We start from the raw sequence: 25,536 nt of genomic DNA, 5'->3' as shown, positions 1-25,536 counted from the left end.
GCTCATGCGTCGCAGCGCAGCGAAGCGCCCTTGGCCACCGCCTCATCGCGAGCGGCCAGGGTGGTCCGCGCCGCCGCCAGCGCCTGGCGGGCCCATTCGCGGATGCCGAGCTGTGCGGACCGTTCGAGATGCGGGACCTCGACGCTGACCGGCAATTCGGCCGGGAGCTGGCTGAAGATGCCGACGAGGTCGATGCCGCCTTCACCGGGCAGCAGGCGGGCCTGCCGGGCGGTGTGGACCAGGCCTTCGGTCGTGGCGGGGATCTCGGCCGGCGCGTCGCAGAGCTGGGCATAGCTCAGGCGCGCGGCCGGGATCGCGGCGATGTCCGCAAGCGTCGTCCTGGAGCGGCCGGCATGCAGTGCATCGACCAGCACGCGGCCATTTGGCTGATCGGCCGCGGTGACGATGCGCAGCGCCATGCTGGCGTCGGGCACGTTCGTCCACGGCATGAATTCGAGATCGCCGGTCAGGCCATAGGGCGCCGCCGCCTCGCAGAAGGCGGCGAAGGAGGCGGTCAGCCGCGCCTCGTCAGGATCGTCGCCGGCGACCAGCACGGCGCGGGCTTGCAGCACGCCGCAGACCTCGAGGAAGGGCTTGACGGTCTCGACGGAAAAATCGGCGCCGAGCCGGATGATCTCGACATCGAAGACCGGGACGCCATCGGCGATGGCGCGCCGGGTTTCGGCCAGCAGCGCGGCGTCCTCGATCAGCGGGCTGGTGTCGCCGCCGGGCGCGGCCGGGAGTGCGCGCAGACCGACCGCGTCATAGCCGAGCTCGGCGGCGAGCCGGACGGCGTCTGGCGGGCTCAGCGGCACGGTGGTGAGATAGGCGAGCGACATCAGCGGCATGGTCGACATCCCTGTTGGAGCGCTGACGCTTCGTTGAATCGCCAGCACTCTCTATCCTTTTGGTGGAGCATGATCTTTCCGGAAAACCGGTTCCCACTTTTCCGGATCATGCTCTAGGCGAGCGGCGAGATCGCGGCCGGCAGCGCGATCGTCGAATACATCTCGCCGGTCAGCCATTCCGGCCCGCCCTTGGGTGGCCAGATGCCCCTGGCGACGGAGTCGGCCCGGACGGCGGCGCGCTGATCGAGGCTGGAGAAGGGCCAGATATGGGTGAAGCGCGGCGGGCCGTCGAGCGCGTACATGGCGATGACGAGCGGAGAGAGCTCGATGCGCGCCGGCACGGCGGCCTGCCAGGCCGCGATCGTCGCCGGCACGCCGCCATGCTTCAGCATATAGGTGCGGATCTCGTAGACGGCGCCGAACTTGCCGGGCTGGACCGGCGGCAGGAAGGGGAATGGCGCATAGCTGTCGAAGGCCAGCTTGGCGATGTCCTCGCCGGCGCCGAACGGATTGCCGCTTGAGAGCAGGCGCTGGCGCTCGGACAAGAGTTCGGCCTCGTCCGCGAAACCGCGCAGCAGGATGACCTGGTTGAGCGTGCCGATCTCGCTCGTCCAGTAGCCGAGCAGCCGGCCCTTCGCCTCCGGCGCCTTCAGCGCAGCGTCGATCGCGGCGACGACCGCGCCGGCCTTGCCCAAGCGGACGGTGAGGGTGGCGATTTCATAGCGCATGGTGGGTCTCCGGGCGCGGGGTCAGGAACGGTTGTTGGCGAGTGGGATGCCGCCGGCATGGTGGGCGGCGACGTAGCCGAAGGTCATGGCCGGGCCGAGCGTGATGCCCCCGGCCGGGTAGCGGCCGGCCATCATGCTCGACATGTCGTTGCCTACCGCATAGAGGCCCGGGACCGGCTCATCGCGCTCATCGAGCACGCGCGCCTGCGCATCCGTCTTGAGGCCGGCGAAGGTGCCGAGACTGCCGGGCACGATCCTGACCGCATAGAACGGCCCCGGTCCGAGCGGCGCGACGCAAGGGTTCGGCTGATTGTCGACCGCGCCCTGGATGCGGTTGTAGGGCGTATCGCCACGGCCGAATTCGGGGTCGCGGCCCTCGGCGGCGGCGGCATTGTAGGCTTCGAGCGTTAGGGCCAGCCCGGCGGCATCGATGCCGCAGGTCGCAGCGAGCTCAGCGATCGTCGTGCCGCGCTTGAGATAGCCATTGCCGAGCCATTGCCGGACTGGGAAGGGCCGAGGCCGGACGCGGCCGAGCCCGTAGCGGCGCAGGAAGGCATGATCGCAGAGCAGCCAGGCTTCAGCCGGCTCGCCGGCTGGCGTCGCGGTGAACAGCGCCTGCATCACGTCGTGATAGGAATCGGCCTCGTTGCAGAAGCGCCTGCCGTCACCGCGCACCATCAGCGCGCCCGGCTTGGCCCGCTCGACCAGATGCGGGAAGCGGCCAGGCTCCCCACCCGGCTTCGGCACCAGCGAGACCGGCGCCCAGGCGCCGGCATGCGCCAGGTCCGTCCGGACACGTCCGCCTGCGGCCTCGCCGAGCCTGAGGCCGTCGCCGGTATTGGCACAAGGAGCGGCCGACCAGTGCTCCCGGCCGCTCGGCGCATGCGGGAAAAGCGCCGACTTCCGCGCGAGATCATGCGGGAAGCCGCCGGTGGCGAGCACGACGCCGCGCCTCGCCCGGATCGTCTGGCGCTGGCCTTCGGACTCGACGACCGCGCCGGCGATACGCTCGCCGTCGCGCAGCAACTCCACCGCCGCGGTGTCCTTGAGCAGGGTGATGCCGAGATCATCGGCGGATTTCAGCAGGCGCGCGACGAGGGCATTGCCATTGACCAGATGCAGGCCGCGGCCATGGCTGGCGCGGTCGACCAAGTGGCGCGCCAGCCGACGCAGGACATGCAGGAAGGAGGGGAGCTTGCGCGTCGCAAGCAGGAAATGCTGGAGGTCGGCGCCGGAGGCGATGTTCATGCCGAAGGGCGCGATCTCCTCGAGTGGCGGGCGCAGATCCTGCAGGCGCGCACCGAGCTCGCGCCCGTCGAAAGGCTTGGCGCAGAGCGAGCGGCCGCCGGTGCCGGCGCCGGGCGTGTTGCCGTGGAAGTCCGGCATCAGGTTGCCGTCGATGAAGTCGACCGCGCTTTCGCGCCGGAAGAAATCGACCATGCGCGGCCCCTGCTCGATCAGCATGGTCACGAAGGCCTCGTCATAGCCCTCGCCCAGTTCATGGCGCAGATAGGTGCGGATCGTCTCCTCGTCCTCCTCGATCCCGACGGCGCGGGCGAGCGGGTTGCGCGGCAGCCACATCCAGCCCCCGGACCAGGCGGTAGTGCCGCCGAAATGACGTTCCTTCTCGATCACGACGACATCGAGCCCGAGCACGGCGGCAGTGACGGCGCTCGCCAGCCCGCCGGCGCCGGAGCCGATCACCAGCAGGTCGCAGGAGCTGGGCAGGTCACTGCTCATCCCGGCGTACGCTCCCCGAGTGCATGGCGGATCGCGCACCAGGCGAAGGTGATGGCCGGGCCGATGGTGATGCCGGGGCCCGGATAGGTCCCGCCCATGATCGACTGCGCCTCGTTCCCGCAGGCGTAGAGCCCGCCAATCGGCCGGTCGCCTTCGCCGAGCACCTGTGCGTTCTCGTCGATGACCAGCCCGGTCGCGGCGCCGATATCGCCGGGCGTCAGCTTGACCGCGTAGAAGGGCGCGGTCGCGATCGGACCGAGCGTCGGATTGGGCAGGCTGCGCGAGGCATCGCCGTTGATGCGGTGATAGTCGGTGGTGCCGCGGCCGAACTCCGGATCGACGCCAATGCGGGCATAGTCGTTCATCTGCGCGATGGTCTGCGCGAGCGTCGCAGGATCGATCGAGAGCTTGCCGGCGAGTTCCGCCACGCTCGCACCTTCGACGAGATAGCCGTCGGCGAGGAAGGGCCTGAGGTCACGCGTGCCCATCCTGACCATGCCGAGTCCGTAGCGGTGCAGGCCCTTGGCGTCGGTGATGATCCAGCAGGGAATGGTCGGGCGCGTCTGGTTCGCCTCGAACATGGCGCGGCTGAACAGGTGGTAGGAGGTGGATTCGTTGACGAAGCGCCGGCCGGTCTGATCGACGCAGACGGTGCCCGGCTTGCTGCGGTCGAGCACGAAATGCGGGAAGACGGCGGTGCTGCCGTCCGCCCTCGTCCGCGTCGAGACCGGCGCCCAATAGGCGTTGTCGCGGCTGCCCTCGCCGAAGCGCGCGCCGAGTTTCAGCGCGAGATCCTGAATCGCGCCTGTATGGCCGGGAGCGGCGGGGCTGAACGCGGGCGTCGGGCTATGGAGCATGGTGCTGCGGCGCTGCGGATGGCGGTTGAAGCCGCCGGCCGCGAGCACGACGCCGAGGCCGGCTGCGATCGCACGCGTCACGCCGCCCTGCTCGACGACGATACCGGTGACACCGTCAGGCCCGCTCGGTAAATCGGTGATCGTAGCGTTGAGCAGGACGGTGCCGCCATGCTGCCTCAGGGTCAGCAGCAGGCTGCCGATCAGCGCGTTGCCCATGACGAGGCGCGTGCCGCGCTTGCCGCGGAGGCGGTCAAGCCCGTAGCGGCCGAGGATAGCGGCTGCGTGCTTGAAGGAGGCCCAGGACGCCCGGAGTTTGAGCAGGTGGCCGATATCGGTGCGGTCGATCATCATGCCGCCGAACAAGGTGAATTCGGGGATCGGCGGGCGGATGCGCTGGAGATCGGCGCCGAGCTGGCGGCCGTCGAAGGGAATGGGTTCAAGGGCGCGCCCGCGCAGGGTCGAGCCTTCGACATCCGATTCATAGTCGGGATGGGTGGCGTAGGGGCGGAAGTGAACCGCCGTACGCTGCTCCAGCGTGGCGATCGCCTGCGGTCCCGCGCGCAGGAAAGCCTCGCGCAGTCGAGCCGAGGAATGATTGCCGACAACGCCGTCGAGGAAGCGGGCTGCCTTTTCGAATGAATCGCCGGTCGCGACCTTCTCGGCATGGAGCGAATTTGGCACCCAGGTCGTGGCGGCGGATAGGGCGCTGGTGCCGCCGACATGGTCGGTGCGCTCGACGACCAGCACTGAGCGGCCCTCGATCGCGGCGAAGACGGCCGCCGCCAGCCCGGCGGCGCCGGAGCCGGCGACGATGACGTCATAGGAAGTCTGTTCCGGCAGGGCCGCCAGTGTCGTGAACATCTGGGAACCTCAGCCGATGCGTTCGCCGGCGAGCAGGAAATCGACCATTGCGCTCTGCAGCGCCTGGTACATGTCGCTACCTGTAGAGGTCTTGCAGCCGCGTTTGCGGGCGGCCTCGATCAGCGGCGAGACCACGGGAACGGTGATGACGCAGCCGACGAAGGTTTCGGGCGCGAGCTTGTCGACCTCGATCGGCAGCGGGTCACCGGGCTTCATGCCGGCCGGAGAGGCATTGGCGACGAACTCGAAACCGGTCGGGTCGGCCGAGCCGGCGGTGACCTTCGTGCCGTTGCGGCCGTCGAGGCGGGCGATCAGCCGGTCGCGGCGCTCGGCGTCCGCATCGTGGATGGCGAGCTCGCGCACGCCGGCATCGACGAGGGCGAGCGCGATCGCCGAGCCGGCGCCGCCCGCGCCGACCAGCAGAGCGCGCTTGCCGGCGGACTCGCCGCCATTGGCCTTGACCGCCCCGACGAAGCCGAGCCCGTCGACGATGTCGCCATGCCAGGCGCCGTCCTTGCGCCGGCGCATGATGTTGACGGTGCCGAGGAAGTCGCCGCGCTCGGTTGCGCTGGCGCAATGGCGGTGGCAGGCGAATTTGTGGGGCACGGTGACGATGATGCCGTCGCAATTGGGCACATGGTCGAGCGCGCTCAGGAAGGCATCGAGATGCTCGGGCGCGACGCGCACCGGCGCGACGAGGCCATCGTGGCCGCGCGCGGCGAAGGCGGCGGTCATGCCGGCCGGCGACTTCACCTGCGCGATCGGCTCGCCGACGATGACATTGAGGCGCGTCGCGCCGGTGATGGTGATGCTCATGGTCATATCCTCCGGCAGCAGCAGTTCATGTTTGGCGCATTTTCTTCACGCGAACCGGTGTCCACTTCGCTCGAAAATGCTCTAGGCCGCGCGAGTGTCCTGGGTTTCGACGACGCCGAGAAGGCGCGCCTGCAAGGCTTCGTCATGCTCCAGCTGGGCGGCGTCGCCGGCGAAGGCGACCTGGCCGTTGACCAGCACATAGGCGCGGTCGACGATCGGCAGCACGAGCTCGGCATGGTGCTCGACGATGACCATGGCGACGCGGCCGCGCAGCTTCACCAGCGCTTCCATGACTTCGTTGACCACGGCCGGGGCCAGCCCCTCGAAGGGCTCGTCGAGCAGAACGAGCTTGCTCGGCACCATCAGGGCGCGGGCGATCGCGACCATCTGGCGCTCGCCGCCGGAGAGGTTCTCCGCCTTGGCGGCCTGCCGCGTCCTGAGGCGCGGGAACAAAACGAAGGCCTCGTCCAGCGTGATGCCGCCCGGCCGCTGCGCCAGGAGCAGGTTCTCGGTGACGGTGAGGTTGGGGAAGAGCCGGCGCCCCTCCGGCACCAGCGAGATGCCGAGCCGGTTAATCTCGAAGGGCCGGAGCTTGCGCAGGTCGGAGCCGGCGAAGCTGATCGAGCCGGCGTCGAGCGGCAGGCTGCCGGTCAGCGCGCGCAAGGTCGTGGTCTTGCCGACGCCGTTGCGGCCGAGCAGCGCCACCGCCTCGCCCTCGCGGATCGTAAGGTCGACGCCGGAGAGCACGGTGCTGCCGCCATAGCCGACGGCGATGCCCCTGGCGTCGAGCAGGACCGGGCTCTCTCCGCCCGCGCGCCGCGCCACGGCCGGAGCAGACGCCCGCTCGCCATCCTTGGCGGCGCCGAGATAGGCGGCGATGACCTCGGGATTGCGCGCGACCTCGGCCGGCTTGCCGTCGGCGATCATCCTGCCCTGGTGCAGCACGGAGATGCGGTCGGAGATCGCCAGGACCCGGTCGATGTCGTGCTCGATCAGCAGCACGGCGTGGCGCTGGGCGAGCTTGCGGATGAGGTCGGCGACGACGATGCGGTCGGCCTCGGCGAGGCCCGCCAGCGGCTCGTCGAGCAGCAGCAGCTTGGCCTCGATCGCCAGGGTGACGCCGATCTCGAGCAGGCGCTTGGCGCCATGCGGCAGGTCCTGGGCGAGCTCGGCCGCCTGCTCGACGAGGCCGACGGCGTCGAGGATCGACCAGGTCCGGGCGTTGATCGCGTCGTCGGCATGGGCGTCGCGCAGCAGGCCGCGCGCGCCAATCCGCTGGGCCTGCACGGCGATGCGGACATTCTCGAACACGCTGAGGTTCGGGAAGATCGAGAGGATCTGGAAGGAGCGGCCCATGCCGAGCCGGGCGCGGGCATGCATCGGCAGGCGGGTGACCTCGTTGCCCTCGAAGAAGACCTGGCCGCTCGTGGGTGGCAGCACGCCGGTCAGCATGTTGTAGAAGGTGGTCTTGCCGGCGCCGTTGGGGCCGATGATCGAGTGCAGCACGAAGGGCTTGACCTGAAGGTCGATCTCCTTGGCCGTCACGAGGCTGCCGAACTGCTTGGAGAGCTTGCGCGTCTCCAGGATCGGCTTGTCCGGATCCATCGCCTGGGCGGCGCTGACATAGGGTTCGATCAGCGCCGGCCGCGGCGGGATGCTGTTGCGGGTCAGGGTCCAGCGCTGCTTGCCCAGGAGGCGCTGGGCCAGGCCCTGGATGCCCTCCGGCGAGAGCAGCGCGAACAGGATCAGGACCGGCGCGAAGATCAACCACCAGTTCTCGGTGATCGCCGAGAGCCGGTTCTCCAGGATGATGAAAGTAATCGCGCCCCAGAGCGGGCCGAGGAAATGGTGGACGCCGCCGAGCACCGTCATCAGCAGCGCGTCGCCCGCATGCTGCCAGCTCAGATTGTTGGCGTAGACGCCCTGCAGCAGGAAGGTCAGCAGCGCGCCGGAAAAGCCGACGAAGCCAGCCATGACGACGAAGGAGCCGAGCCGGAGCAGATAGACGTTGAAGCCGAGGCTGCGGGCGCGCTGCTCATTGTCGCGCACCGCCTGAAGCGCCCGGCCGAAGGGCGAATGCACCAGCCGCCAGAGCAGGCAGATGCCGGCGACGACCGCGGCCAGCACGAAGAGATGGAAGGAAAGGTCGCTCGGAAAGCTGATGCGGGCGACGCCCTGCAGCCCGTTCTCGCCGCCGGTGACGGCCGTCCATTTGAAGGCGATCTCGAAGGCGATCTGCGAGCAGGCCAGGGTGAGCAGCGAGAAATAGAGGCCCTTGCGGCGCAGGATCAGTGCCCCGAGCCCGAACGCGAGCGCCAGCGAGAACAGCACGGCGAGCATGATGCCGAAGACATCGTTGCTGATCCGCCCGAGCACGAAGAAGGCGGCGGCATAGCTGGCGCAGCCGAAGAACACCGAGGCGCCGAACGGGACGAGCCCGGTGTAGCCGACGAGCAGGTTCACGCCCATGCCGTAGAGCGTATAGATCGCGATCTGGGTGATCAGGCCGATCGGCGCGCCGAGGCCAAGCCAGAGCAGCGTCAGGCCGGACAGGACGAGGCCGGCCCAGAAGGCGGGATGCGCAAGAAAGCTGCGGAGATTCATTCGAAGCGCTCCCATTTTTCACCGAAGAGGCCACGGGGACGCACGAGCAGGATCGCCGCCATCAGCACATACATCGCCGCCCCCGCCCATTCCGGCTGGAACTGGATGGTCATGGCGATGGTGACGCCGACGAGCAGCCCGGCGACGATCGCGCCGGCATAGGAGCCGAGCCCACCGATGGTGACGATGACGAAGGCCGGCATGATCGCGCTCGCCGCCATCGTCGGCGTCACTGTCCATAGGGGGGCTGCGAGCAGTCCAGCCAACCCGGCGAGCAGGCAGCCGATGCCGAAGACGAAGCTGAATACCACCGGCAGGTTGATGCCGAGCAGGCCGACCATCTCGGCATCGCGCGAGCCGGCCCGGATGATCCGGCCGAAGGGCGTGTAGGTCAGGAAGGCCCAGAAGGCGACGAGAGCGGCGACCGTCACCAGCAGAACGAACATCCGGTACTTGGTCAGGAGGATCGGCCCGTATTCGACGAAGCCGGAGAGGAAGCGCGGGGCGCTGAACGGCAGCGGCGCACCGCCGAAGATCATGCGCAGCACCGCTTCGAACAGCAGCGCCAGCGCGAAGGTCAGGATCAGGCCGAGCAGCGGCTCCTTGCCGTAGAGATGGCGGATCAGCACGATCTCGACCAGCATGCCGAGCGCGCCGGTGACGAAGGGCGCGAGCAGCGCCGCCCACCAGCCGAATTCGCGTGCCAGCACCAAAGCGACATAGGCACCGAGCGCGAAGAAGGCGCCATGGGCGAAGTTCACGATGCCGAGCAGCCCGAAGATGATCGAGAGGCCGACGGCGATCAGGACATAGAGGAAGCCCAACACCAGGCCGTTCACGGCCTGGGACAGGATCATATCGAGCATGGCAGGCGCTCCTCGAACGGGCGCGACGAAAGGGGGGGAAGGAGTGGCCGGCCTTGGTCCGGCCGCTCCCTCACCCGGCTGGGCGGAGCGTCAGAGCGCGTCCATCTTGCAGGCGCTCTCGGCCTGCGAGCCGAAGGCCTTGTCGATGTCGCCTTGCGTCTTCGGCAGCTCGGCCTTGATGTCGAAATAGTCCCATTTGTCGGTGATCTTCGGCTTGATGCCGGCGATCAGCAGGCGGTTGACCATCTGGTGGTCGAAGTCGCGATAGTGGACGTCGAGGTCGCCGCGCTTGACCTGCCATTTCTCGAGCGCTGCGACGATCGCTGCCGGCTCGGTCGATTTGGCGGCCTCGATCGCGTCGAGCAGGCTCTTCATGCCGAACCAGCCCATCCACGCCTTGTCGGCGGCGGGGCGGTTGTATTTCTTCTCATAGGCTGCCGCCATCGCCTGCTCTTCCGGCGGGTTGTTCGGGTTCTTGTAGTACCAGGTCAGGGTGTAGAGCCCGTCGGCAGCCTCCGGCCCAACGCCCCAGAGATCGGTGTTCCCCACCGAGATCTCGGCGAAGGGGATGCGCCCGCGCATGCCGAGTTCGTTCCACTGCTTCAGGAAGGTGGTGAGGTCGCTCGCCGCGACGCCGCCGATGACGACGTCGGGCTTGGCGGCACGGATCTTCAGGATGAAGGAGCTGTAGTCGGGCGTGCCGACCGGGACCTCGTCGGCGCCGACGATGGTGATGCCATTCGCCTTGGCATAGGCCTCGAAGGCCTTCTTGATGTCCTGGCCGAAGGCGTAGGCGGCCGTCAGCAGATACCACTTCTTGCCGATCTCGCCGCAATAGGGCGCGAGCGCGCGGACATGCACCTCGACCGGCGGCTGCAGGCGGAAAGTGTACTTGTTGCAGGATTTGCCGGTGAGGTCGCCGGTGGCGGCGTTGGCGGCGATGTAAGGGATCTTGGCCTTCTTCGCCACGGCCGAGATGCCGAGCGCGAAGGAGCTCAGCGCGCCGCCGACCATGCCGACGACCTTGTGCTCGCCGACGAGGCGCTCGGCATTCTGCTGGGCGCCCTGCGGGTTCGGCTCGTCGAGCCAGACGATCTCGGCAGGACGGCCGAGCAGGCTGTTGTTGCGCTGCTCCAGCGCCAGCATTCCGCCTTGGGCGAGATATTCCGACTGGTCGACGATGCTGCCGGTCTTGGCCCAGAGCATGCCGATCTTGATCGGCTCGGCCGCGGCGGCGTTGCCGATATAGGGCATGCCGAGCCTGGCCGAGACGAGCCCGCTCGCGCCGAGTGAGCCGGCGCCGAGGAGAAGGCTCCGGCGCCTGATGGTGGAAATCCGCTGCGGCTTGTCTGCGTCGGTCACGACGTCCCTCCCTGCGTTGGCGTTCCCCGGAAGCCTTGTCTGGCTCCGATTGGCTGGCTCCGCGCTGCGGAGACGGCGGCGATCCTCTAGCATGAATGGAATAGAATTCCAGTCTTATTTTTAAAAATGGAATCTTATTCCATTTTCCTTGACCAAAGTCCTCGCCGGCGGGATAAGGAGGGGCAATGCAGGAGGCAGGCCCATGGCGCCATTTTCAGTCGGGATCGTCGGGGCCGGAGCGATCGGCCGGCTGCATGCGGACGTGATCGCGGGGACGGATTTCGCGGTGGTCGCCGGGGTGGCTGACCCCACCGAGGTCGGCCGGACCTTTTGCGAAGAGCGCGGTTTGCGCTGGTTCCCGGACCATCACGCCCTGATCGCGGCGGGTGGCGTCGAGGCGCTAATCGTGGCGACGCCGAACCAGACCCATCTGCCGATCGGGCTCGATGCGATCGCACATGGGATTCCGGCACTGATCGAGAAGCCGGTCGCGGTGACGGTGGCAGAGGGCGAGGAACTCGCGGCGGCCTCGGCGCGCGCCGGCGTGCCGGTCCTCGTCGGCCATCACCGCCGCTACAATCCGATCATCGCCACGGCGCGCGAAACGGTGCAAGGCGGCGGTCTCGGGCGGCTGACCACGGCCACCGTGCTCTACACCTTCTACAAGCACGACGCCTATTTCGATCTGGCCTGGCGGCGCGAGCCCGGCGGCGGGCCGGTGCTGATCAACCTGATCCACGAGATCGACCTGATCCGCTTCATCTGCGGTGAGATCGTCGCGGTGCAGGCCGTCACCTCCGACCGCATCCGCGGCCTGCCGGTCGAGGACACCGCGGCGGTGCTGCTCGAGCTTGCGAATGGGGCGCTGGTCACGGTCAGCCTGTCCGACACCGCCGTTGCGCCGTGGAGCTGGGACTTGTCCTCCGGCGAATTGCCCAATTATCCGGCGCAGCCCGCGCCGGTGACCTCGCATTTCCTCTCGGGGACGGAAGGCTCGCTGACGCTGCCCGGGCTCGACCTCTGGCGCTATGATGGCGAGAAGAGCTGGTTCGCGCCGATCTCACGGCAGGCGCTGCCTGTAACGCGCGAAAGTCCCTATCTGCGCCAGCTCAGGCACCTGCGCGATGTCGTGCGCGATGGCGCCAGGCCGCTGATCGACGCCGCTGATGCGACCCGCACCTTGCGGGCCACACTTGCCGTCCATGAAGCGGCACGCCAGAGACAACGCCAGGAACTCCATTATGGATAGGGCCATGGCGAAGAAGCTCGTCGCTGACACGGAAGAGGCCGAGGCCGATCAGGCCCCGAGCGGGCTGCTCGAACGGACGCTGGGGGTGATCGAGCTCCTGGCCGCTCATGCGCACGGGCTGCCGCTCTACGAGATCGCCGAGCGGCTGAGCATTCCGCGCAGCGCGACGCATCGCGTGCTGACCAGCCTGGTCGAGCGCGGCTATGTCCGGCAGGAACGCCATCACGGCATGTACCAGCTCACGGCCAAGATCGCCTCGCTCGCCTTCAGCTTCCTGGCCGGCAGCGGCATCACCGATCTCGCCCAGCCCGTGCTCGACCAGCTGGCGCGCGAGACGGCCGAGCTGGTCCGCCTCGCCTTGATCGACGGGCGCGAGCTGATCTGGGTGGCGAAATCGCAGGGCTCGCCCTTCGGGCTGCGCTACGACCCCGATATGGGCCAGTCGGGCCGGCTCTCCTGTTCGGCCAGCGGCCATGCCTGGCTCTCCTGCCTGCCGGAGGAGGAGGCGCTCGCGATCGTCGAACGCCAGGGCTACGGCTCGCGCGAGGAATTCGGCCCGAAGGCGCCGCAGACGCCGGCTGCTCTCCTCAAATATCTGCGCCAGGCGCGCAAGCGCGGCTTCAGCATGGTGAGCCAGACCTATTCGCCCTGGATGAGCGCGACGGCGGCGCCGATCCGCAGCGCCCAGAGCGGCGAGGTCATCGGCGCGCTGGTGATCGCCGGGCCGCATATCCGCCTGACCGAGGAGAAGATGCTGACCTTCTCGCCGATGCTGCTCAGCGCCGCGCGCGAACTGTCGCTGGCGCTGGGGGCGAGCCCGACGCTGGTCTCGCATCAGCCGCGGGGACCCTTCTTCGGCTGAGGCCAGGCTTCACAGGGACAAGCGAGAGAATGCAGCTGGCGGCCCACACCTTCGGTTTCGTCTGGCAGGAGGAGGCGGAGGCTGCGGTCGCGGCGCTGGCTCGCGCCGGCTTCCGCCGGATCCAGCTGATGGCGACGCCGCCGCATTTCGATCCATGGCGGGAAGACAAGGTCCGGACCGCAGCATTGCGCCGGCTTGTCGCCGACCACGATCTTGAACTGCTGGCCGCGGACCTCGCCAGCAGCGACATCAATCTCGCCAGCGCCGCCCCCGAGGTCGTCGCCTTCTCGGTCGAGGCCTATCGCAGGCTGGCGCTGCGCTGTGCCGAGCTGGGAGCCCGTCATGTCTGCGTCGGTTCCGGCCGCCGTCACGCGCTGCTCGCCAAGGCCAATGACAGTCTGATGCAGAGCTTCCGGCCGGCCTTCCGGCAGGTGGTGGAGGCCGCGCGCCGGGCCGGAGTCGGCGTCATCCTGGAGAATCATCCGCAGGGGCTGCTCGACAGTGCCGCGACGATCGCGCGCTTCCTCGACGAGGAGGGCTATGACGACATCAAGGTGATCTATGACGTCGCGAACGGCTTTGCGATCGGCGAAGACCCGGCGCAGGGCCTGCGCCTGCTCGCCGGCCGCATCGGCATCGTCCACCTCTCCGACAGTCCGGCGGGCCAATGGCGGCACGACCTGATCGGCAGCGGCGCCATCGATTTTTCCGCGATCAGGCACGAACTGGAGCGTCAGGGCTATGCCGGGCCGGTGGCGCTGGAGATCCTGTCGGAGGCACCACTCGCCGGGCTGCTCGATGGCGTCGCGCGGCTGGTGGCGCAAGGCTGGCGCTTCGAGGGAGCGTTACCGAACGCTGCCGAACTCGGCGGTCGCGATGCAGACTGAGCGCACGGCACCCATCGCAAATTCATTTGAACGCGGCGTGACGGCAACCTTATCCTCATTGCCATGAGGCTGCTGCCGGGCGCCGCGCACCAAATCGCGAAGACGCTCGGCCACGAGCCGCCAGGGAAACGCATCATGGGATCGATGGAAGGCGAGGGAGGACGGCTGTTCTTCCGCTCCGAGACCTTCGACACGCAGAAATTCGAGCGCCGCCGCCCATCGGACCGGACGGTCGCGGAGCCGGCACGCACGCTGCCTGTCCATACCGAATGCGACGTCCTGGTCGTCGGCGGCGGGCCGGCCGGCACGGCGGCCGCCGTCGCCGCGGCGCGGCTCGGTGCCGATGTCGTGCTGCTCGAACGCTACAACCACCTCGGCGGGCTCTCGACCGGCGGTCTCGTCATCTGGATCGACCGGATGAGCGACTGGCAGGGGCGGCACGTCATCCGCGGCTTCGCCGAGGAACTGCTGTCGCGCCTGACCCGCGACAAGATCGCTGGCCCTGAGCCGGCGGAGTGGGGCTCGCATGATCCGCAGCGCGTCGCCTATTGGGGCCAGCGCAATGCCGCCTTCAACGGCACCGTGACCCATGCGCCGACGCTCGATCCGGAATGGCTCAAGGCGGAATCGCTCGCCATGGTCCTGGAGGCCGGCGTCCATCCGATCTTCCACGGCTGGGGGGCGAGCCCGATCATGGAGGGGCGCCGCGTCGCCGGCTGCGTCTTCGAGAGCAAGGAGGGACGGCGCGCCATCCTCGCCCGGGTGACGGTCGATGCCACCGGCGACGGCGATCTCTATGCCGGCGCGGGCTCGGCCTATGACACCGAGGTCGACACCCGCGACATTCATGGCTGCATGAACACCTCCTGGCTGTTCGGCGGCGTCGACATGCAGGCCTTCCTGCGCTTCAGGGCGCAGACGCCGGAGCAGTTCACGCAGTTCATGGCGCGAGGGCGCGAGGCGCTGGGCTTCTTCGACAAGCCTTCGGTGTCCTGGCGCGACGATATCGCCGTGTTCATGGGGCCGCGCTTCGCCGGCTATTCGGCGCTCAAGGTCGAGGACCTCTCCGAGGTCGAGATCAGGAGCCACCGGCTGATGCTGGAGCATCTTGCCTTCTACCGCGCCCATGCGCCGGGCTTCTCCGACGCCTTCATCATGCTGTCGGGCTCGCAGCTCGGCGTGCGGCATGGCCGGCGCCTGGCCGGGTGCGGCAAGCTGACCCGCGAGGACTGGAACGGTGTCGTGGCGCCCGACGAGATCGGCGTCTCGCCCTCGCTCGCGCCGAAATTCCCGAACGTCTCGGTGCCCTATGGCGCGATCGTGCCGCGCGAGATCGACGGTTTGCTGGCGCCCGGCCGGCATCTCTCCTGCGATGCGACCAGCCATTCCTTCATGCGCGAGATCCCGCAATGCTGGCTGACCGGCCAGGCCGCCGGCATCGCCGCGGCGATCGCTGCCGACCGGTCGCTGGCGCCGAGCGAGGTGCCGATCGCCGATCTCAGGGCCGCGCTGAAGGTGCAGGGCGCCTATCTCAGCGAGGCCCCCGCCATGGCGGATGGATGAGCATGCGCCGTCGCGCGGTTGACGAGAGCTCATGAGCAGGCCGAAGAAGCTTGCCGGAGACGAACGGGAAAGCGGTGCCAAGCCGCCGCCAAGGGAGGAACTGAGGATGTCGTTTGGATTTGCCCGCTGGCGCAGCGCCTGTGCCGCCCTGTTCCTCGGCCTTGCCGGGATCTCGTCCGCCTTGGCGCAGGCGCCGGCATTGAAGCCGCTCGATCCGCCGCAGGCGGTGCGCGTCGCCTATGTACCGATCACAAAGTTCGCCACCGCCTATGTCGCGGAGGCGCGCGGGCTATTCAAAAAGTACGGGCTCGACGTCAAGCTCGACAGCGTCAAGTCAGGCACCGAGGCGATCGCCTTCCTCGACAAGGGCTCGGTCGATGTCGGCGGCATCGCGATCGTCGCCTCGCTCTGGTCGGCCTGGAATCGCGGGCTGGACATCCGGGTGATCGCGCCCGGCGCGCTCGACCCGATGACGGATGGGCCGACCAAGCTGATCGTCCGCAAGGACTTGATCGAGAGCGGCGCGGTCAAGACCGTCGCCGACCTCAAGGGCAAGCGCATCGCTGCGGCCGGCGGGCCGGGCAGCGGCGGCGAATATTTCGTCAGCAAGGCGCTGGAGAGCGCCAAGCTCAGCCTGCGCGACGTGCAGTTGCTCAATGTCGGCAATGCCGACATGCCGGCGGCGATGGAGGGCAAATCGGTCGATGCGGTGCTGACCTCCTCGCCCTATTCCGACCAGATCCTCAAGGCTGGCACCGGCAAGCTCCTGGTGCAGGACATCACGCCCGGGCTGATGACGGTCGCCTTCGTCGCTTCCGGCAAGTTCCTCAAGGAGCGGCCGGAAGTGGCCGAGCGTTTCGTGCTGGCGATGGCCGAGGCGGCCCGGCTGATGCAGGGCGCCGATTATCTCTCGCAGGCCAATATGGACGCCTATCTCAAGTTCACGCCATCGACGGCAGAGGCGATCAAGGGCGGCGGCGCCATCGTCTTCGATCCGAACATGGCGATCCCGACCTCTGGCCTCGCCGATATCGAGCGCGTCCATCGCGAGAATGGCCGCACCGAATACGAGAAGCCGCTCGACATGGCCAAGGTCGTCGACGAGCGCTTCGTCGGCAAGGCGATCGAGACGCTCGGCAAGGCTGCTTCCGCCAAGTGAGGAGTCGCTGGCCAGCAGCCCGGAGGGCCACGTGGTGATGACGATGGCCATGCCGGCCGTGGCCGCGCCGAAGATCGGCGCGCGCAACGTCAGCAAGCATTATCCCACAGTCGACGGGGTCATGGTCGCGCTGGAGGATTTCTCGCTCGACGTTGCCGATGGCGAATTCGTCTGCATCGTAGGCCCGTCCGGCTGCGGCAAGTCGACTTTCCTGCGCATGGTCGCCGGGCTGGAATCGATCTCGCAGGGCGCGATCGAGATCCGGCCTGGCGCGGATGCGGGTAAGCCGCTGAACAGCGTCGTCTTCCAGGAATATGCGATCTTCCCCTGGAAGACGCTCGCCGACAACGTCGCCTTCGGCCTGCAGATGCGCGGTATCGGCCGCAAGCAAAGGCTCGACACCGCCCGCTTCTGGCTTGACCGCGTCGGCCTCTCCAAGTTCGCCGATTATTACCCGCACCAGATCTCGGGCGGGATGAAGCAGCGCGTCAGCATTGTCAGGGCGCTCGCCAACGATCCCGAGGTGCTGCTGATGGACGAGCCGCTGGGCGCGCTCGACGCCCAGACCCGCGTCGTCATCCAGGAGGAGTTGCTGCGGATCTGGGAGGAGACGCGCAAGACCGTGCTCTACATCACCCATAGCCTCGATGAGGCCGTGCTGCTCGGCGACCGTGTCATCCTGATGAGCGCCCAGCCAGGCAGGCATCTTGCGACCTTCAAGATCGATCTGCCGCGCCCGCGCAGCATCGCGACCACGAACCTGCCGCGCTTTGCCGAATATCGCGCCGCAATCTGGGAGAAGCTCAGCGCCGAGGTGACGCGGGCGATGGAGGCGCGGCCATGACCATCACCTCCGCCAATGAGACCGAGACGAGCCGGGACACCGCGCCTCACGCGATGGGCGGCAGCGACGACAAGCGCGCCCTCGTCCTGCTCGTCGCCGGCGGGCTGGCGGCGCATGTGCTGCTCGCCGTCCTCGGCCTGTGGCGCGACTTCGCCTGGCCGGCGATCGGGCTCAGCTTCATCCTGCTGGTGCTGATCGGCGAGCGTGCCGGCCGGCTCGTGCCGGTGCGGGGCAGGGGCATCTATGAGCGCACGCTCGCCTTCGGCTTTCCGGCGCTGGTGCTGCTGACCTGGCAGCTCGCTGGCGATTACGGCTTGCTCAACACCACCTGGTTCCCGCAGCCCTCGCGCATTGCAGCCGGGCTCTGGGACCTGACGGTGCGCTATGACCGCTTCTCCGGCACCAGCCTCCTCGGCCGGCCCTGGCTGATCCCCGAGGTCTACGCTGCGGACGGCATGGCCGGGGTCTGGAAGCTGCTGTCGGAGAGCCATCTCCTGGCGACGATCGGGCGGGTGCTCGGCGGCTTCCTCCTCGGCGCGGTGCCGGGCGTGCTGCTCGGCGTCGTCATGGGCATGAACCAGACGGTGCGCCTGATGCTCGATACGACGCTGTCGGCGATCTATGTCCTGCCCAAGATCGCGATCTTCCCGATCGTGATGCTGATGTTCGCCGATCCCTTCGGCGAAGCCCCGAAGATCGTCGTGGTCGCGCTCGCGGTCTTCATCCTGATGGCGATCAACACGATGGCCGGCGTCCGCGGCATCGACAACGTCTACCTGATGGCCGGGCGCAATTACGGCGCGCGCGGCTGGTCGATGCTGCGCCATGTCATCCTGCCCGGCGCCATGCCGGTGATCTTCGCCGGCCTGCGCATCGCGCTCGGCACCGCGATGATCGTGATCATCTCGGTCGAGTTCGTGCGGGCCAAGCAAGGCGTCGGCTACATCACCTTCTACTATTGGGAGGTGCTCAACCCCGAGAAGATGTATGCCGGCCTCGTCGTGGTGATGGCGCTCGGCGTGCTGCTGACCTACGGCCTGCAATGGCTGCAGCGCCGGCTGATGCCCTGGCAGCGCTGAGACGTCGGTCGGCAGCTCAATCCAGCAACGGGCTGAACTGGTCGAGCGAGGAGCTGCGGGAGGCTCGGCTGCCCGTCGCGCGGCCGGCCGGCACCGTGATTGCGTAACGCTCCGTCATCTTCAGGATATGAGTCGAGATCGCCTCGATGGCTCCGGGAAGGTCGCTTCTTTCGAGCTTGTCGATGATCGCAAAGTGCTCCGCGCTGGCCTCGTTACGGATCGTGCCGGTGGAATTATGCGAACGAATCGCTGCCACCTTCCCCGACACCAGCCGATAGGCATCGATCAGATAGCTGTTACCGCTGTTCTCGATCAGAGCCTTGTGAAAATCGGTGTCGGCATTGGCACTGCCGGAATGATCGTTGGCCAGGATCGCCTCCTGCATCCTGCGGGCGGCGGCCGTCATGGCGGCGAGGGTGTCGCTTCGCTTGCGGACCATGGCCAGGCTCAGCGCCTCGGTCTCGATCATGCGGCGGAATTCGCAGAGGCTCTCGATATCCTCCCGCGTCGGCAGGAAGACGAAACTGCCGCGCTGCGGCCGGATATCGATCAGGCCCTCCTGTTCCAGCGCCGTCAGCGCCTCGTGGACCGGGCTGCGGCTGACCCCGAACCGGGAGGCGAGCTTGTCCTCCGACAAGGCGTCGCCGAGCTCGACCTCGCCGTCGAGAATGGCCCGGCGCAATCGCTCGGTGACGCGCGCCGTCAACAGCCCTCGTGGCCTTGAATCCACTGTGATGGACCTCCTCGACCTTAATCGGACGCCAAGCTCGCATCGAACGAAGCGAGCCGTATCCGCAACTTTGTAGCGTCAGTCAGAAGAGCGGTCTTCCGGCAGGCGGCTTTCTGTCAAGTTGCAAGTGATCACGTCACAAGTGAATCGAGGAACGCCCGCGTCGCCTGCATCCCGCGCTTTGCCTTCTCCGTAAAGCTCAGCCCCGCAACGCTCGCATGCGGGGTCTCGACGCTGATCCAGATGTCGCGCGGGAGCTGCGCCATCAGCTCCTTCAGCCAGAGATCGCCCTCGCCAGGCAGCAACCTCGCGCCGCGCGCCTCGGCGATGGCGTCGGCATCGCTGGCGGGCTGCGCGGCCGGCGCGTCGCAGAGCTGGAGATAGAGCATGAGCTCCCCAGGCAGCGCCGCGACGCTGGCCGGGCTACCGCCCGAGCGCGAGAGGTGCAGCGTGTCCAGGAGGATGCCGACATTGTCGCGGCCGGACGCCCTCGCCAGCGCGGCGGCGCCCTCGACCGTCGCCGCCGCGCGCCAACGCATGAACTCGATTGCCATCTTGATGCCGTGCCTGTTGGCGACATCGGCGATCCGTCCGAGATTGTCGGCCGCGCGCGCTTGTTCGGGGTCTTCCGAGGCGATCTGCATCAGCTTCATGCCGAACTCGGCTGCGGTCTCGATCACCGGCAGCCAAGCTTCGACATCGGTCTGCGGCAGCAAAGTGAAGACCTCGCCGTCGAGGAAGCTGATGCCGAGATCTGCGGCCACGCTCCTGATTTCGCGGATCAGGGCCTTGTCGCCGACGATCGGGTGAGCGAGCTCGAGGCCATGCGGCGCGATCAGCCTGAGGCCGGCAGCGTCGTATCCGGCCGCCGCGGCGGCCTGTACATGCTCGACCGGCGGGCAGCCCTGTACGGTCAGGAAGGCGAGCGACAGGGGATAGGTCTGATACACGGCGAAATCCTCAATAGGTCGCGCGGCCGCCGGAAATATCGAAGACCGCGCCCGTCGAGAACGAGCACTCCTCCGAGGCGAGCCAGCCGACCAGCGCCGCGACCTCCTCCGCCCGGCCGAGCCGGCCCATCGGGATCTTGGCGGTGACGAAGGCTTTGAACTCCGGCGTCAGCTGGTTGAGCATCTCGGTCTCGATCGCCGCCGGCGTCACGCAGTTCACCACGATCTGCGTCGTAGCCAGCTCCTTGCCGATCGACTTGGTCAGGCCGATCACGCCGGCCTTCGAGGCGGAGTAGGCGACTGCGTTCGGGTTGCCCTCCTTGCCGGCGATCGAGGCGAGATTGACGATGCGGCCATAGCCGGTCTTCAGCATCTCGCGCACCGCCGCCTGGCAGCAATGGAAGACGGCGTCGAGGTTGAGCGACATGACGAAGCGCCAGCCCTCGGCCGGATACTCCGCGAACGGGGCGAGCGGGCCGTTATGGCCGGCGCAGGTGACGAGGATGCCGAGCGGGCCGAGGTCGGCCACTACCTTCTCGGTGGCGGTGGTGACCGCGGCGGCATCGGTGACGTCGACCTTGTAGCCCCTGGCGTTCGGCAGCTTCGCTGCCGCCTGCTCGGCGCGGCCGGCATCGATGTCCCAGATCGCGACCTTGTGTCCCTTGGCCGCGAGCCGTTCGGCGATCGGAAAACCCAACCCGCCCGCTCCGCCGGTCACGATCGCGACCCGGGCTGTTTCCGCTGCCTGCATGTCTTCCTCCCCGTTGGATCGTCCCAGCGATTAACCGCTTGACTCATCCAACATACTAACATTCTAGTGGGCTAGTTGTTGAGGAAACGATCCCGTTGTCAAGCTGCCGGATACAGGCTGGCTGGCGGCGGGAGGCTCGAGAGACGGACGAGATGGGACTGAAAGGTTCAGCCTTCCTGGCGATCTGGCACGACATCGCCGAGGGTCAGCATGGCGAATATATCGAGTGGCATACCCGCGAGCACATGCCGGAGCGCCTTTCCGTGCCGGGCTTCCGGACCGGCAAGCGTCTGCATGCGCCGGAGGCCGGCCGCTATGTCTTCGGTACGATTTATGCCGGCGATGATCTCGAGGTCTTCCGCTCGCCCGGCTATCTCGCCCGGCTGAACCATCCGACGCCGTGGACGGCCGCGGTGGCGCCGAGCTTCCAGAATTTCCTGCGTGTTGCCTGCGAGCGGGTCGCGAGTGCCGGCAATGGCGATGGCGGCAGCATGGCGACCATCCGCTTCGATTTCGCGCATCCAGGCGCCGAAGCCACGTTGAGACAGGCGGCGCAGGCGCTCGTCGATGCGATCCTGGCGCTGCCCGGCGTGTCCTGTGTCCATCTCGGTATCGCCCGCTCCGAGGTTTCGGGCGTGCGCACCCGCGAGACCGAATTGCGCAGCGCGATGGCAGAAAAGGCCTTTGACGCTGTGATCCTGGTCGAAGGTTCGCAGCGCGCCGGCCTTGAAGCGGCCCGGTCGGAGATCGAGCGCCTCGCGATCGCGACCGCTACGCTGACCGCGCCGGTGGTGGACCTCTATGAGACCGCCTTCAGCCTGACCAGCGAGGACATGCAGGACGCGAACCGGCAGGTGCGGGCATGAAGCGCATCCTCGTCACCGGTGGCGGCGGCTTCCTCGGCGGCTGGATCCTGAAGCGCCTGGCGCAGGACGGCCATGCCGTCAGGATCTTCGATCGCTCGACCGATCGGCGCGTGCTGCGCGAGATTGCCGGCGAGCTGGCCGAACAGGCCGAATGGGTCCAGGGCGACATCACCGATGGCGCGGCCCTGGTGCAGGCGGCGCGCGACTGCTCCTCCATCATCCATCTCGCCGCCCTGCTGACGCCGGCCTGCAAGGCCGATCCAGTCCTCGGCGCGCAAGTCAATCTGATCGGGACGCTCAACGTCTTCGCGGCAGCCAAGGCCAACGGCATCGCGCAGGTCGCTTATGCCAGCAGCGGCGCCGTCTTCGGGCCGGATGACGGCGCAAGGCCGGAGCCGATCACCCATTACGGCGCCTTCAAGCTGGCGACCGAGGGCTGCGCCCGCGCCTATTGGCATGACGACGGCATCGCCAGCGTCGGCCTGCGCCCGACCATCGTCTACGGGCCGGGCCGCGAGATCGGCCTGACCGCCGGCCCGACGCTCGCCTGCCGCGCCGCGGCGGCCGGGCAGCCCTACACGATCGATTATTCCGGGGCGCAGGACCTGATCTTCGTCGGTGATGTCGCCGCGGCCTTCGCGGCGGCGGCGACGAAGCCGATCACGGGCGCGCACGCCTTTTCGCTGACCGGCGGAACTGCAGACGTTTATGATGTCATCGCGGCGATCGAGGCGGACGTGCCGGGGGCACGGATCGGCTTCGACGGGCCGACGGTGCCGATGGCAGCTGAAATCGCGCCGACCCCGTTCGAGGCGGTTCTGGGGACGATCCCGCAGACATCGCTGCGCGAGGGCATCGCCCGGACGCTGGCGCATTACCGTGCGCTCGCGCCGGCGGCCTGAGCGGGCCGCAGGGGAGAGTGCGCAAGCCGATAGAAGAGATTGCCGTCGCGAAAACGGGGCCCGGAACGGCCACTACAAAACCACCGCGACGGCAAAAGCTGGTGACGACACAACAACCCGGAGGAGGAATCATGTTGGGCAAGTTTTCGCGCCGTGCCGCGCTCGCGATGGTCGCGGGTCTCGGTCTCTTCGGCACCGTATCCCAGGCTGACGCGCAGGCGCTCGAGAAAATCAAGAAGGCCGGCGTCATCCGCATCGGCGTCATGGGCGAGCAGGCGCCCTGGGGCTCGATCGACGCCAGCGGCCAGAACATCGGCTATGACGTCGATGTCGGCCGGCTGATCGGCGAGGAGCTCGGCGTCAAGGTCGAGTTCGTGCCGAACGCGGTCGCCGCCCGCATCCCGAACCTCTTGACCAACAAGGTCGACCTGCAGATGGCGGTGATGGGGATGTATCCCGACCGCGCCAAGGCGGTGCAGTTCTCCAAGCCTTATTCCGGCCTGAAGATCATCCTGCTCTCCAGCAAGAAGAACAAGATCGAGAAGATCGAGGACGCCCGCAACCTGCGCATCGGCGTGCCGCGCGGCGCCGCTCAGGACAAGGCGATCACCACGCTGCTCGGCGATGTCCCGAACATCCGCCGCTTCGACGACGACAGCTCGACCATGCAGGCGCTCGTCTCCGGGCAGGTCGATGCGATCGGCGGCAACACCACCTACAAGATCAATCTCGACAAGGCCTCGCCCGGCAATGATTTCGAGCAGAAGCTCGTCTTCAACGAGCAGTGGCAGGGCATCACCACCAAGCTCGGCGATGCCGAGATCAATGCCTGGCTGAACACGGTCATCGACAAGGCCGCGGCCGACGGCCGGCTCGAGAAGATCAGCCAGAAATGGCTGGCCCAGCCCCTGCCGACCTTCCCGGCTTCGGTCGAGGGCGTGCCCTTCACCGTCACCAAGTAAGGGCGGCTCAGGCTCCTGCACGCCAAGACGGGCATGGGCGCGGCGGTTCTTACCGCCGCGCCAACTTCACCGCTGTCGCGGAGGACGGGAATGCGGACGATCTTCATCCTGAACGGGCCGAACCTCAATCTGCTGGGGCAGCGCGAGCCGGAAATCTACGGCCATACGACGCTGGACGAGATCCGCGGCTGGTGCGAGGCCGATGCGGCAGAGCTCGGCCTCGCCGTCGAGTTCCGCCAGTCGAATTTCGAGGGCGAGATCATCGAGGCCATCCACGCAGCCCGGATCAAGGCGGCCGGGATCATCATCAATCCGGCCGGCTACAGCTTTACCTCGATCGCGATCCTGGATGCGCTCAAGATGTTCGAGCGGCCCAAGATCGAACTGCACATCTCGAACATCCACCAGCGCGAGGCGATCTACCATCATTCGCTGGTTTCGAAGACGGCGACCGCCGTCATCGCCGGCCTCGGCGCCTATGGCTACCGGCTCGCCCTGCGGGCCATGGCGGAGATGACCCGATGACGGCGTCGATGACCAAGACGATCCAGGGCGAAGCAATCCCCGCTCTCGGGCTCGGCACCTTCGAACTGACCGGGCCGGTGGGCAAAGCGGCGATCCGCGCCGCGATCGACCTCGGCTATCGGCAGATCGATACCGCGATCCGCTATGGCAACGAGGTCGAGGTCGGGCGGGCGATCCGCGCCTCCGGCGTGGCGCGCAGCGAGCTCTTCGTCACCACCAAGATCTGGTTCAACGACCTTCAGCCCGACACGGTCCACCGCCGCGTCGACGAGAGCCTGGAGCGGCTCGGGCTCGACCAGGTCGATCTCCTGCTGGTCCATTGGCCGGCAAAGGACATCCCGCTCGGCGAGACGCTGGCGGCTTTCGCCGAGGAAAAGAGCAGGGGCCGGACTCGCCTGATCGGCGTCAGCAATTTCACGGTCGCGCTGCTCGACGAGGCGCTCGACGTGCACAAGGCCGATCTCTTCTGCAACCAGGTCGAATACCATCCCTTCCTGTCGCAGCAGAAGCTGCTCGCTAGGATGCAGCGGGCCGGCATGCTGCTCAATGCCTACCAGCCGATCGCGCGCGGCAAGGTCTTCGACAACGACGTGCTCAAGGCGCTCGGACACAAATACGGCAAGAGCGCCGGGCAGGTGACGCTGCGCTGGCTCACCCAGCAGGACGGGGTCGGGGCGATCCCACGCTCGGCCCGCCCGGAGAACATGCGCGCCAATCTCGACATCTTCGATTTCGAGCTGTCGCCGGACGACATGGCGGCGATCCATGGGCTCGCCAGCGGCCAGCGCTATTCGCGCTTCGACTGGGAACCGGCCTGGGATGGCTGAAGACAGGAAGCGCGCAGGGGAGGTTCGATGACACTCGATTTCAGCGTCGTGACCGGCGCCTGGCAATCGCTGCTCCTGGGCACGTTCGGAACCCTGTTCCTGGCCTTCTCGGGGATGGCGCTCGCGATGATCATCGGCATCCTCGGCGTGGTTATCCTCAGGATGCAGCTGCGGCTGCCTTCGTTGCTGGTCAACGCCTTCATCGAGATCGTGCGCAACACGCCGTTTCTCGTGCAGATCTTCTTCCTGTTCTTCGCCCTGCCGCTCGCCGGCATCCGCCTCAACCCGACGCTGACCGCCATCCTGGCGCTCGGGGTCAATGGCGGCGCCTATGCGATCGAGATCATTCGCGGCGGCGTCGAGAGCGTGCCGAAGGGCCAGACGGAGGCGGGTCTGGCGCTCGGCCTGCACAAGCACGAGGTCTTCCGGCTGATCGTGCTGAAGCCGGCGTTGCGGGCGATCTACCCGTCGCTGTCGAGCCAGTTCATCCTGCTGACCCTGACCACGGCGATCTGTACCTCGATCTCCGCCTATGAACTGACCTCGGTCGGCCAGCGCATCGAGGCGGAGACCTTCCGCAGCTTCGAGGTCTATTTCACCCTGACCGGCATCTATCTGGTGATCTCGCTGGTGACGATGTGGCTGCTCGCGGCGATCGGCCGCCGCGCCTTCAGCTATCCGCAGCGTTGAGGAGGGCG

At 67.6% G+C, this 25,536-nt stretch carries 24 protein-coding genes; 13 read left to right on the top strand and 11 right to left on the bottom strand.

The features are described 5' to 3' along the window. Window positions 1-2: 2 nt before the first annotated feature. From AC1DS0_RS22985 to AC1DS0_RS22950, 8 genes are all read right to left on the bottom strand, one after another. Entirely contained in the window at window positions 3-848 is an 846-nt protein-coding gene (locus tag AC1DS0_RS22985) for a sugar phosphate isomerase/epimerase family protein (protein ID WP_476816574.1), read from the bottom strand. Between the two features lie 113 nt (window positions 849-961). Then, on the bottom strand, window positions 962-1,576 hold the full coding sequence (locus AC1DS0_RS22980) for an NIPSNAP family protein (protein ID WP_476816573.1): 615 nt from the start codon (window positions 1,574-1,576) through the stop codon (window positions 962-964). 21 nt (window positions 1,577-1,597) lie between these two features. Continuing rightward, window positions 1,598-3,316: an FAD-dependent oxidoreductase gene (locus AC1DS0_RS22975; RefSeq protein WP_476816572.1), complete on the bottom strand. Its 1,719-nt coding sequence runs from the start codon at window positions 3,314-3,316 to the stop codon at window positions 1,598-1,600. After that, entirely contained in the window at window positions 3,313-5,034 is a 1,722-nt protein-coding gene (locus tag AC1DS0_RS22970; protein WP_476816571.1) for an FAD-dependent oxidoreductase, read from the bottom strand. Before AC1DS0_RS22970 ends, AC1DS0_RS22975 begins: the two co-directional genes overlap by 4 nt. Window positions 5,035-5,043: 9 nt before the next feature. After that, complete coding sequence (locus AC1DS0_RS22965; RefSeq protein WP_476816570.1) at window positions 5,044-5,850, bottom strand: shikimate dehydrogenase family protein; 807 nt, start codon at window positions 5,848-5,850, stop codon at window positions 5,044-5,046. 81 nt (window positions 5,851-5,931) lie between these two features. Then, a complete protein-coding gene (locus AC1DS0_RS22960; RefSeq protein ID WP_476816569.1) occupies window positions 5,932-8,454 on the bottom strand; it encodes a branched-chain amino acid ABC transporter ATP-binding protein/permease in 2,523 nt (840 codons plus the stop codon). Continuing rightward, window positions 8,451-9,320 (bottom strand): branched-chain amino acid ABC transporter permease, encoded by an 870-nt coding sequence (locus AC1DS0_RS22955; protein WP_476816568.1) that lies wholly within the window; start codon window positions 9,318-9,320, stop codon window positions 8,451-8,453. Before AC1DS0_RS22955 ends, AC1DS0_RS22960 begins: the two co-directional genes overlap by 4 nt. 90 nt (window positions 9,321-9,410) lie before the next feature. Beyond that, window positions 9,411-10,682 (bottom strand): ABC transporter substrate-binding protein, encoded by a 1,272-nt coding sequence (locus tag AC1DS0_RS22950; RefSeq protein ID WP_476816567.1) that lies wholly within the window; start codon window positions 10,680-10,682, stop codon window positions 9,411-9,413. Between the two features lie 202 nt (window positions 10,683-10,884). Here AC1DS0_RS22950 and AC1DS0_RS22945 point away from each other — a divergent pair, with 202 nt between their 5' ends. The 7 genes from AC1DS0_RS22945 to AC1DS0_RS22915 all read left to right on the top strand — a co-directional run bounded on the left by AC1DS0_RS22945 (window position 10,885) and on the right by AC1DS0_RS22915 (window position 18,325). Further along, complete coding sequence (locus AC1DS0_RS22945) at window positions 10,885-11,931, top strand: Gfo/Idh/MocA family protein (protein ID WP_476816566.1); 1,047 nt, start codon at window positions 10,885-10,887, stop codon at window positions 11,929-11,931. 4 nt (window positions 11,932-11,935) lie between these two features. Next, window positions 11,936-12,793 (top strand): IclR family transcriptional regulator, encoded by an 858-nt coding sequence (locus AC1DS0_RS22940; RefSeq protein ID WP_091837826.1) that lies wholly within the window; start codon window positions 11,936-11,938, stop codon window positions 12,791-12,793. A gap of 29 nt (window positions 12,794-12,822) precedes the next feature. Then, window positions 12,823-13,680 carry a sugar phosphate isomerase/epimerase family protein gene (locus tag AC1DS0_RS22935; protein ID WP_476816565.1) on the top strand — a complete coding sequence of 286 codons (858 nt, stop codon included), beginning with the start codon at window positions 12,823-12,825 and terminating at the stop codon, window positions 13,678-13,680. A gap of 135 nt (window positions 13,681-13,815) precedes the next feature. Beyond that, entirely contained in the window at window positions 13,816-15,243 is a 1,428-nt protein-coding gene (locus AC1DS0_RS22930; RefSeq protein ID WP_476816564.1) for an FAD-dependent oxidoreductase, read from the top strand. Between the two features lie 106 nt (window positions 15,244-15,349). Beyond that, the gene (locus AC1DS0_RS22925) at window positions 15,350-16,402 is read left to right on the top strand and encodes an ABC transporter substrate-binding protein (RefSeq protein WP_476816563.1); all 1,053 of its coding nucleotides are present in this window, start codon (window positions 15,350-15,352) and stop codon (window positions 16,400-16,402) included. A gap of 37 nt (window positions 16,403-16,439) precedes the next feature. Further along, entirely contained in the window at window positions 16,440-17,246 is an 807-nt protein-coding gene (locus AC1DS0_RS22920; protein ID WP_476816734.1) for an ABC transporter ATP-binding protein, read from the top strand. Then, window positions 17,243-18,325 carry an ABC transporter permease gene (locus AC1DS0_RS22915; RefSeq protein WP_476816562.1) on the top strand — a complete coding sequence of 361 codons (1,083 nt, stop codon included), beginning with the start codon at window positions 17,243-17,245 and terminating at the stop codon, window positions 18,323-18,325. Before AC1DS0_RS22920 ends, AC1DS0_RS22915 begins: the two co-directional genes overlap by 4 nt. A 16-nt stretch (window positions 18,326-18,341) precedes the next feature. Here AC1DS0_RS22915 and AC1DS0_RS22910 read toward each other — a convergent pair whose 3' ends face one another. The 3 genes from AC1DS0_RS22910 to AC1DS0_RS22900 form a co-directional block, all read right to left on the bottom strand. Then, the gene (locus AC1DS0_RS22910) at window positions 18,342-19,031 is read right to left on the bottom strand and encodes a GntR family transcriptional regulator (RefSeq protein WP_476816561.1); all 690 of its coding nucleotides are present in this window, start codon (window positions 19,029-19,031) and stop codon (window positions 18,342-18,344) included. Window positions 19,032-19,186: 155 nt separating this feature from the next. Then, on the bottom strand, window positions 19,187-20,005 hold the full coding sequence (locus AC1DS0_RS22905) for a sugar phosphate isomerase/epimerase family protein (RefSeq protein WP_476816560.1): 819 nt from the start codon (window positions 20,003-20,005) through the stop codon (window positions 19,187-19,189). A 10-nt stretch (window positions 20,006-20,015) separates the two neighbouring features. Then, the gene (locus AC1DS0_RS22900) at window positions 20,016-20,756 is read right to left on the bottom strand and encodes an SDR family NAD(P)-dependent oxidoreductase (RefSeq protein ID WP_476816559.1); all 741 of its coding nucleotides are present in this window, start codon (window positions 20,754-20,756) and stop codon (window positions 20,016-20,018) included. A 152-nt stretch (window positions 20,757-20,908) separates the two neighbouring features. Between AC1DS0_RS22900 and AC1DS0_RS22895 the strand changes: the two genes are divergently transcribed. From AC1DS0_RS22895 to AC1DS0_RS22870, 6 genes are all read left to right on the top strand, one after another. After that, window positions 20,909-21,622 (top strand): hypothetical protein, encoded by a 714-nt coding sequence (locus tag AC1DS0_RS22895; protein WP_476816558.1) that lies wholly within the window; start codon window positions 20,909-20,911, stop codon window positions 21,620-21,622. Further along, window positions 21,619-22,524 carry an NAD-dependent epimerase/dehydratase family protein gene (locus tag AC1DS0_RS22890; RefSeq protein WP_476816557.1) on the top strand — a complete coding sequence of 302 codons (906 nt, stop codon included), beginning with the start codon at window positions 21,619-21,621 and terminating at the stop codon, window positions 22,522-22,524. Before AC1DS0_RS22895 ends, AC1DS0_RS22890 begins: the two co-directional genes overlap by 4 nt. A 131-nt stretch (window positions 22,525-22,655) precedes the next feature. Continuing rightward, window positions 22,656-23,486 (top strand): transporter substrate-binding domain-containing protein, encoded by an 831-nt coding sequence (locus tag AC1DS0_RS22885; RefSeq protein WP_476816556.1) that lies wholly within the window; start codon window positions 22,656-22,658, stop codon window positions 23,484-23,486. Window positions 23,487-23,576: 90 nt separating this feature from the next. Then, window positions 23,577-24,011, top strand: a complete 435-nt coding sequence (gene aroQ, locus AC1DS0_RS22880; protein WP_091837803.1) for a type II 3-dehydroquinate dehydratase — start codon at window positions 23,577-23,579, stop codon at window positions 24,009-24,011. Continuing rightward, window positions 24,008-24,838 carry an aldo/keto reductase gene (locus AC1DS0_RS22875; RefSeq protein ID WP_476816555.1) on the top strand — a complete coding sequence of 277 codons (831 nt, stop codon included), beginning with the start codon at window positions 24,008-24,010 and terminating at the stop codon, window positions 24,836-24,838. Before aroQ ends, AC1DS0_RS22875 begins: the two co-directional genes overlap by 4 nt. Window positions 24,839-24,865: 27 nt before the next feature. Continuing rightward, window positions 24,866-25,528: an amino acid ABC transporter permease gene (locus tag AC1DS0_RS22870; RefSeq protein WP_476816554.1), complete on the top strand. Its 663-nt coding sequence runs from the start codon at window positions 24,866-24,868 to the stop codon at window positions 25,526-25,528. The last annotated feature ends 8 nt before the right edge of the window (window positions 25,529-25,536 follow it).

Source organism: Allobosea sp. P4_H5 (assembly GCF_056400825.1).
Note: the sequence above shows the minus strand (reverse complement) of the source record. Positions and strands in the feature narration are given on the sequence as shown.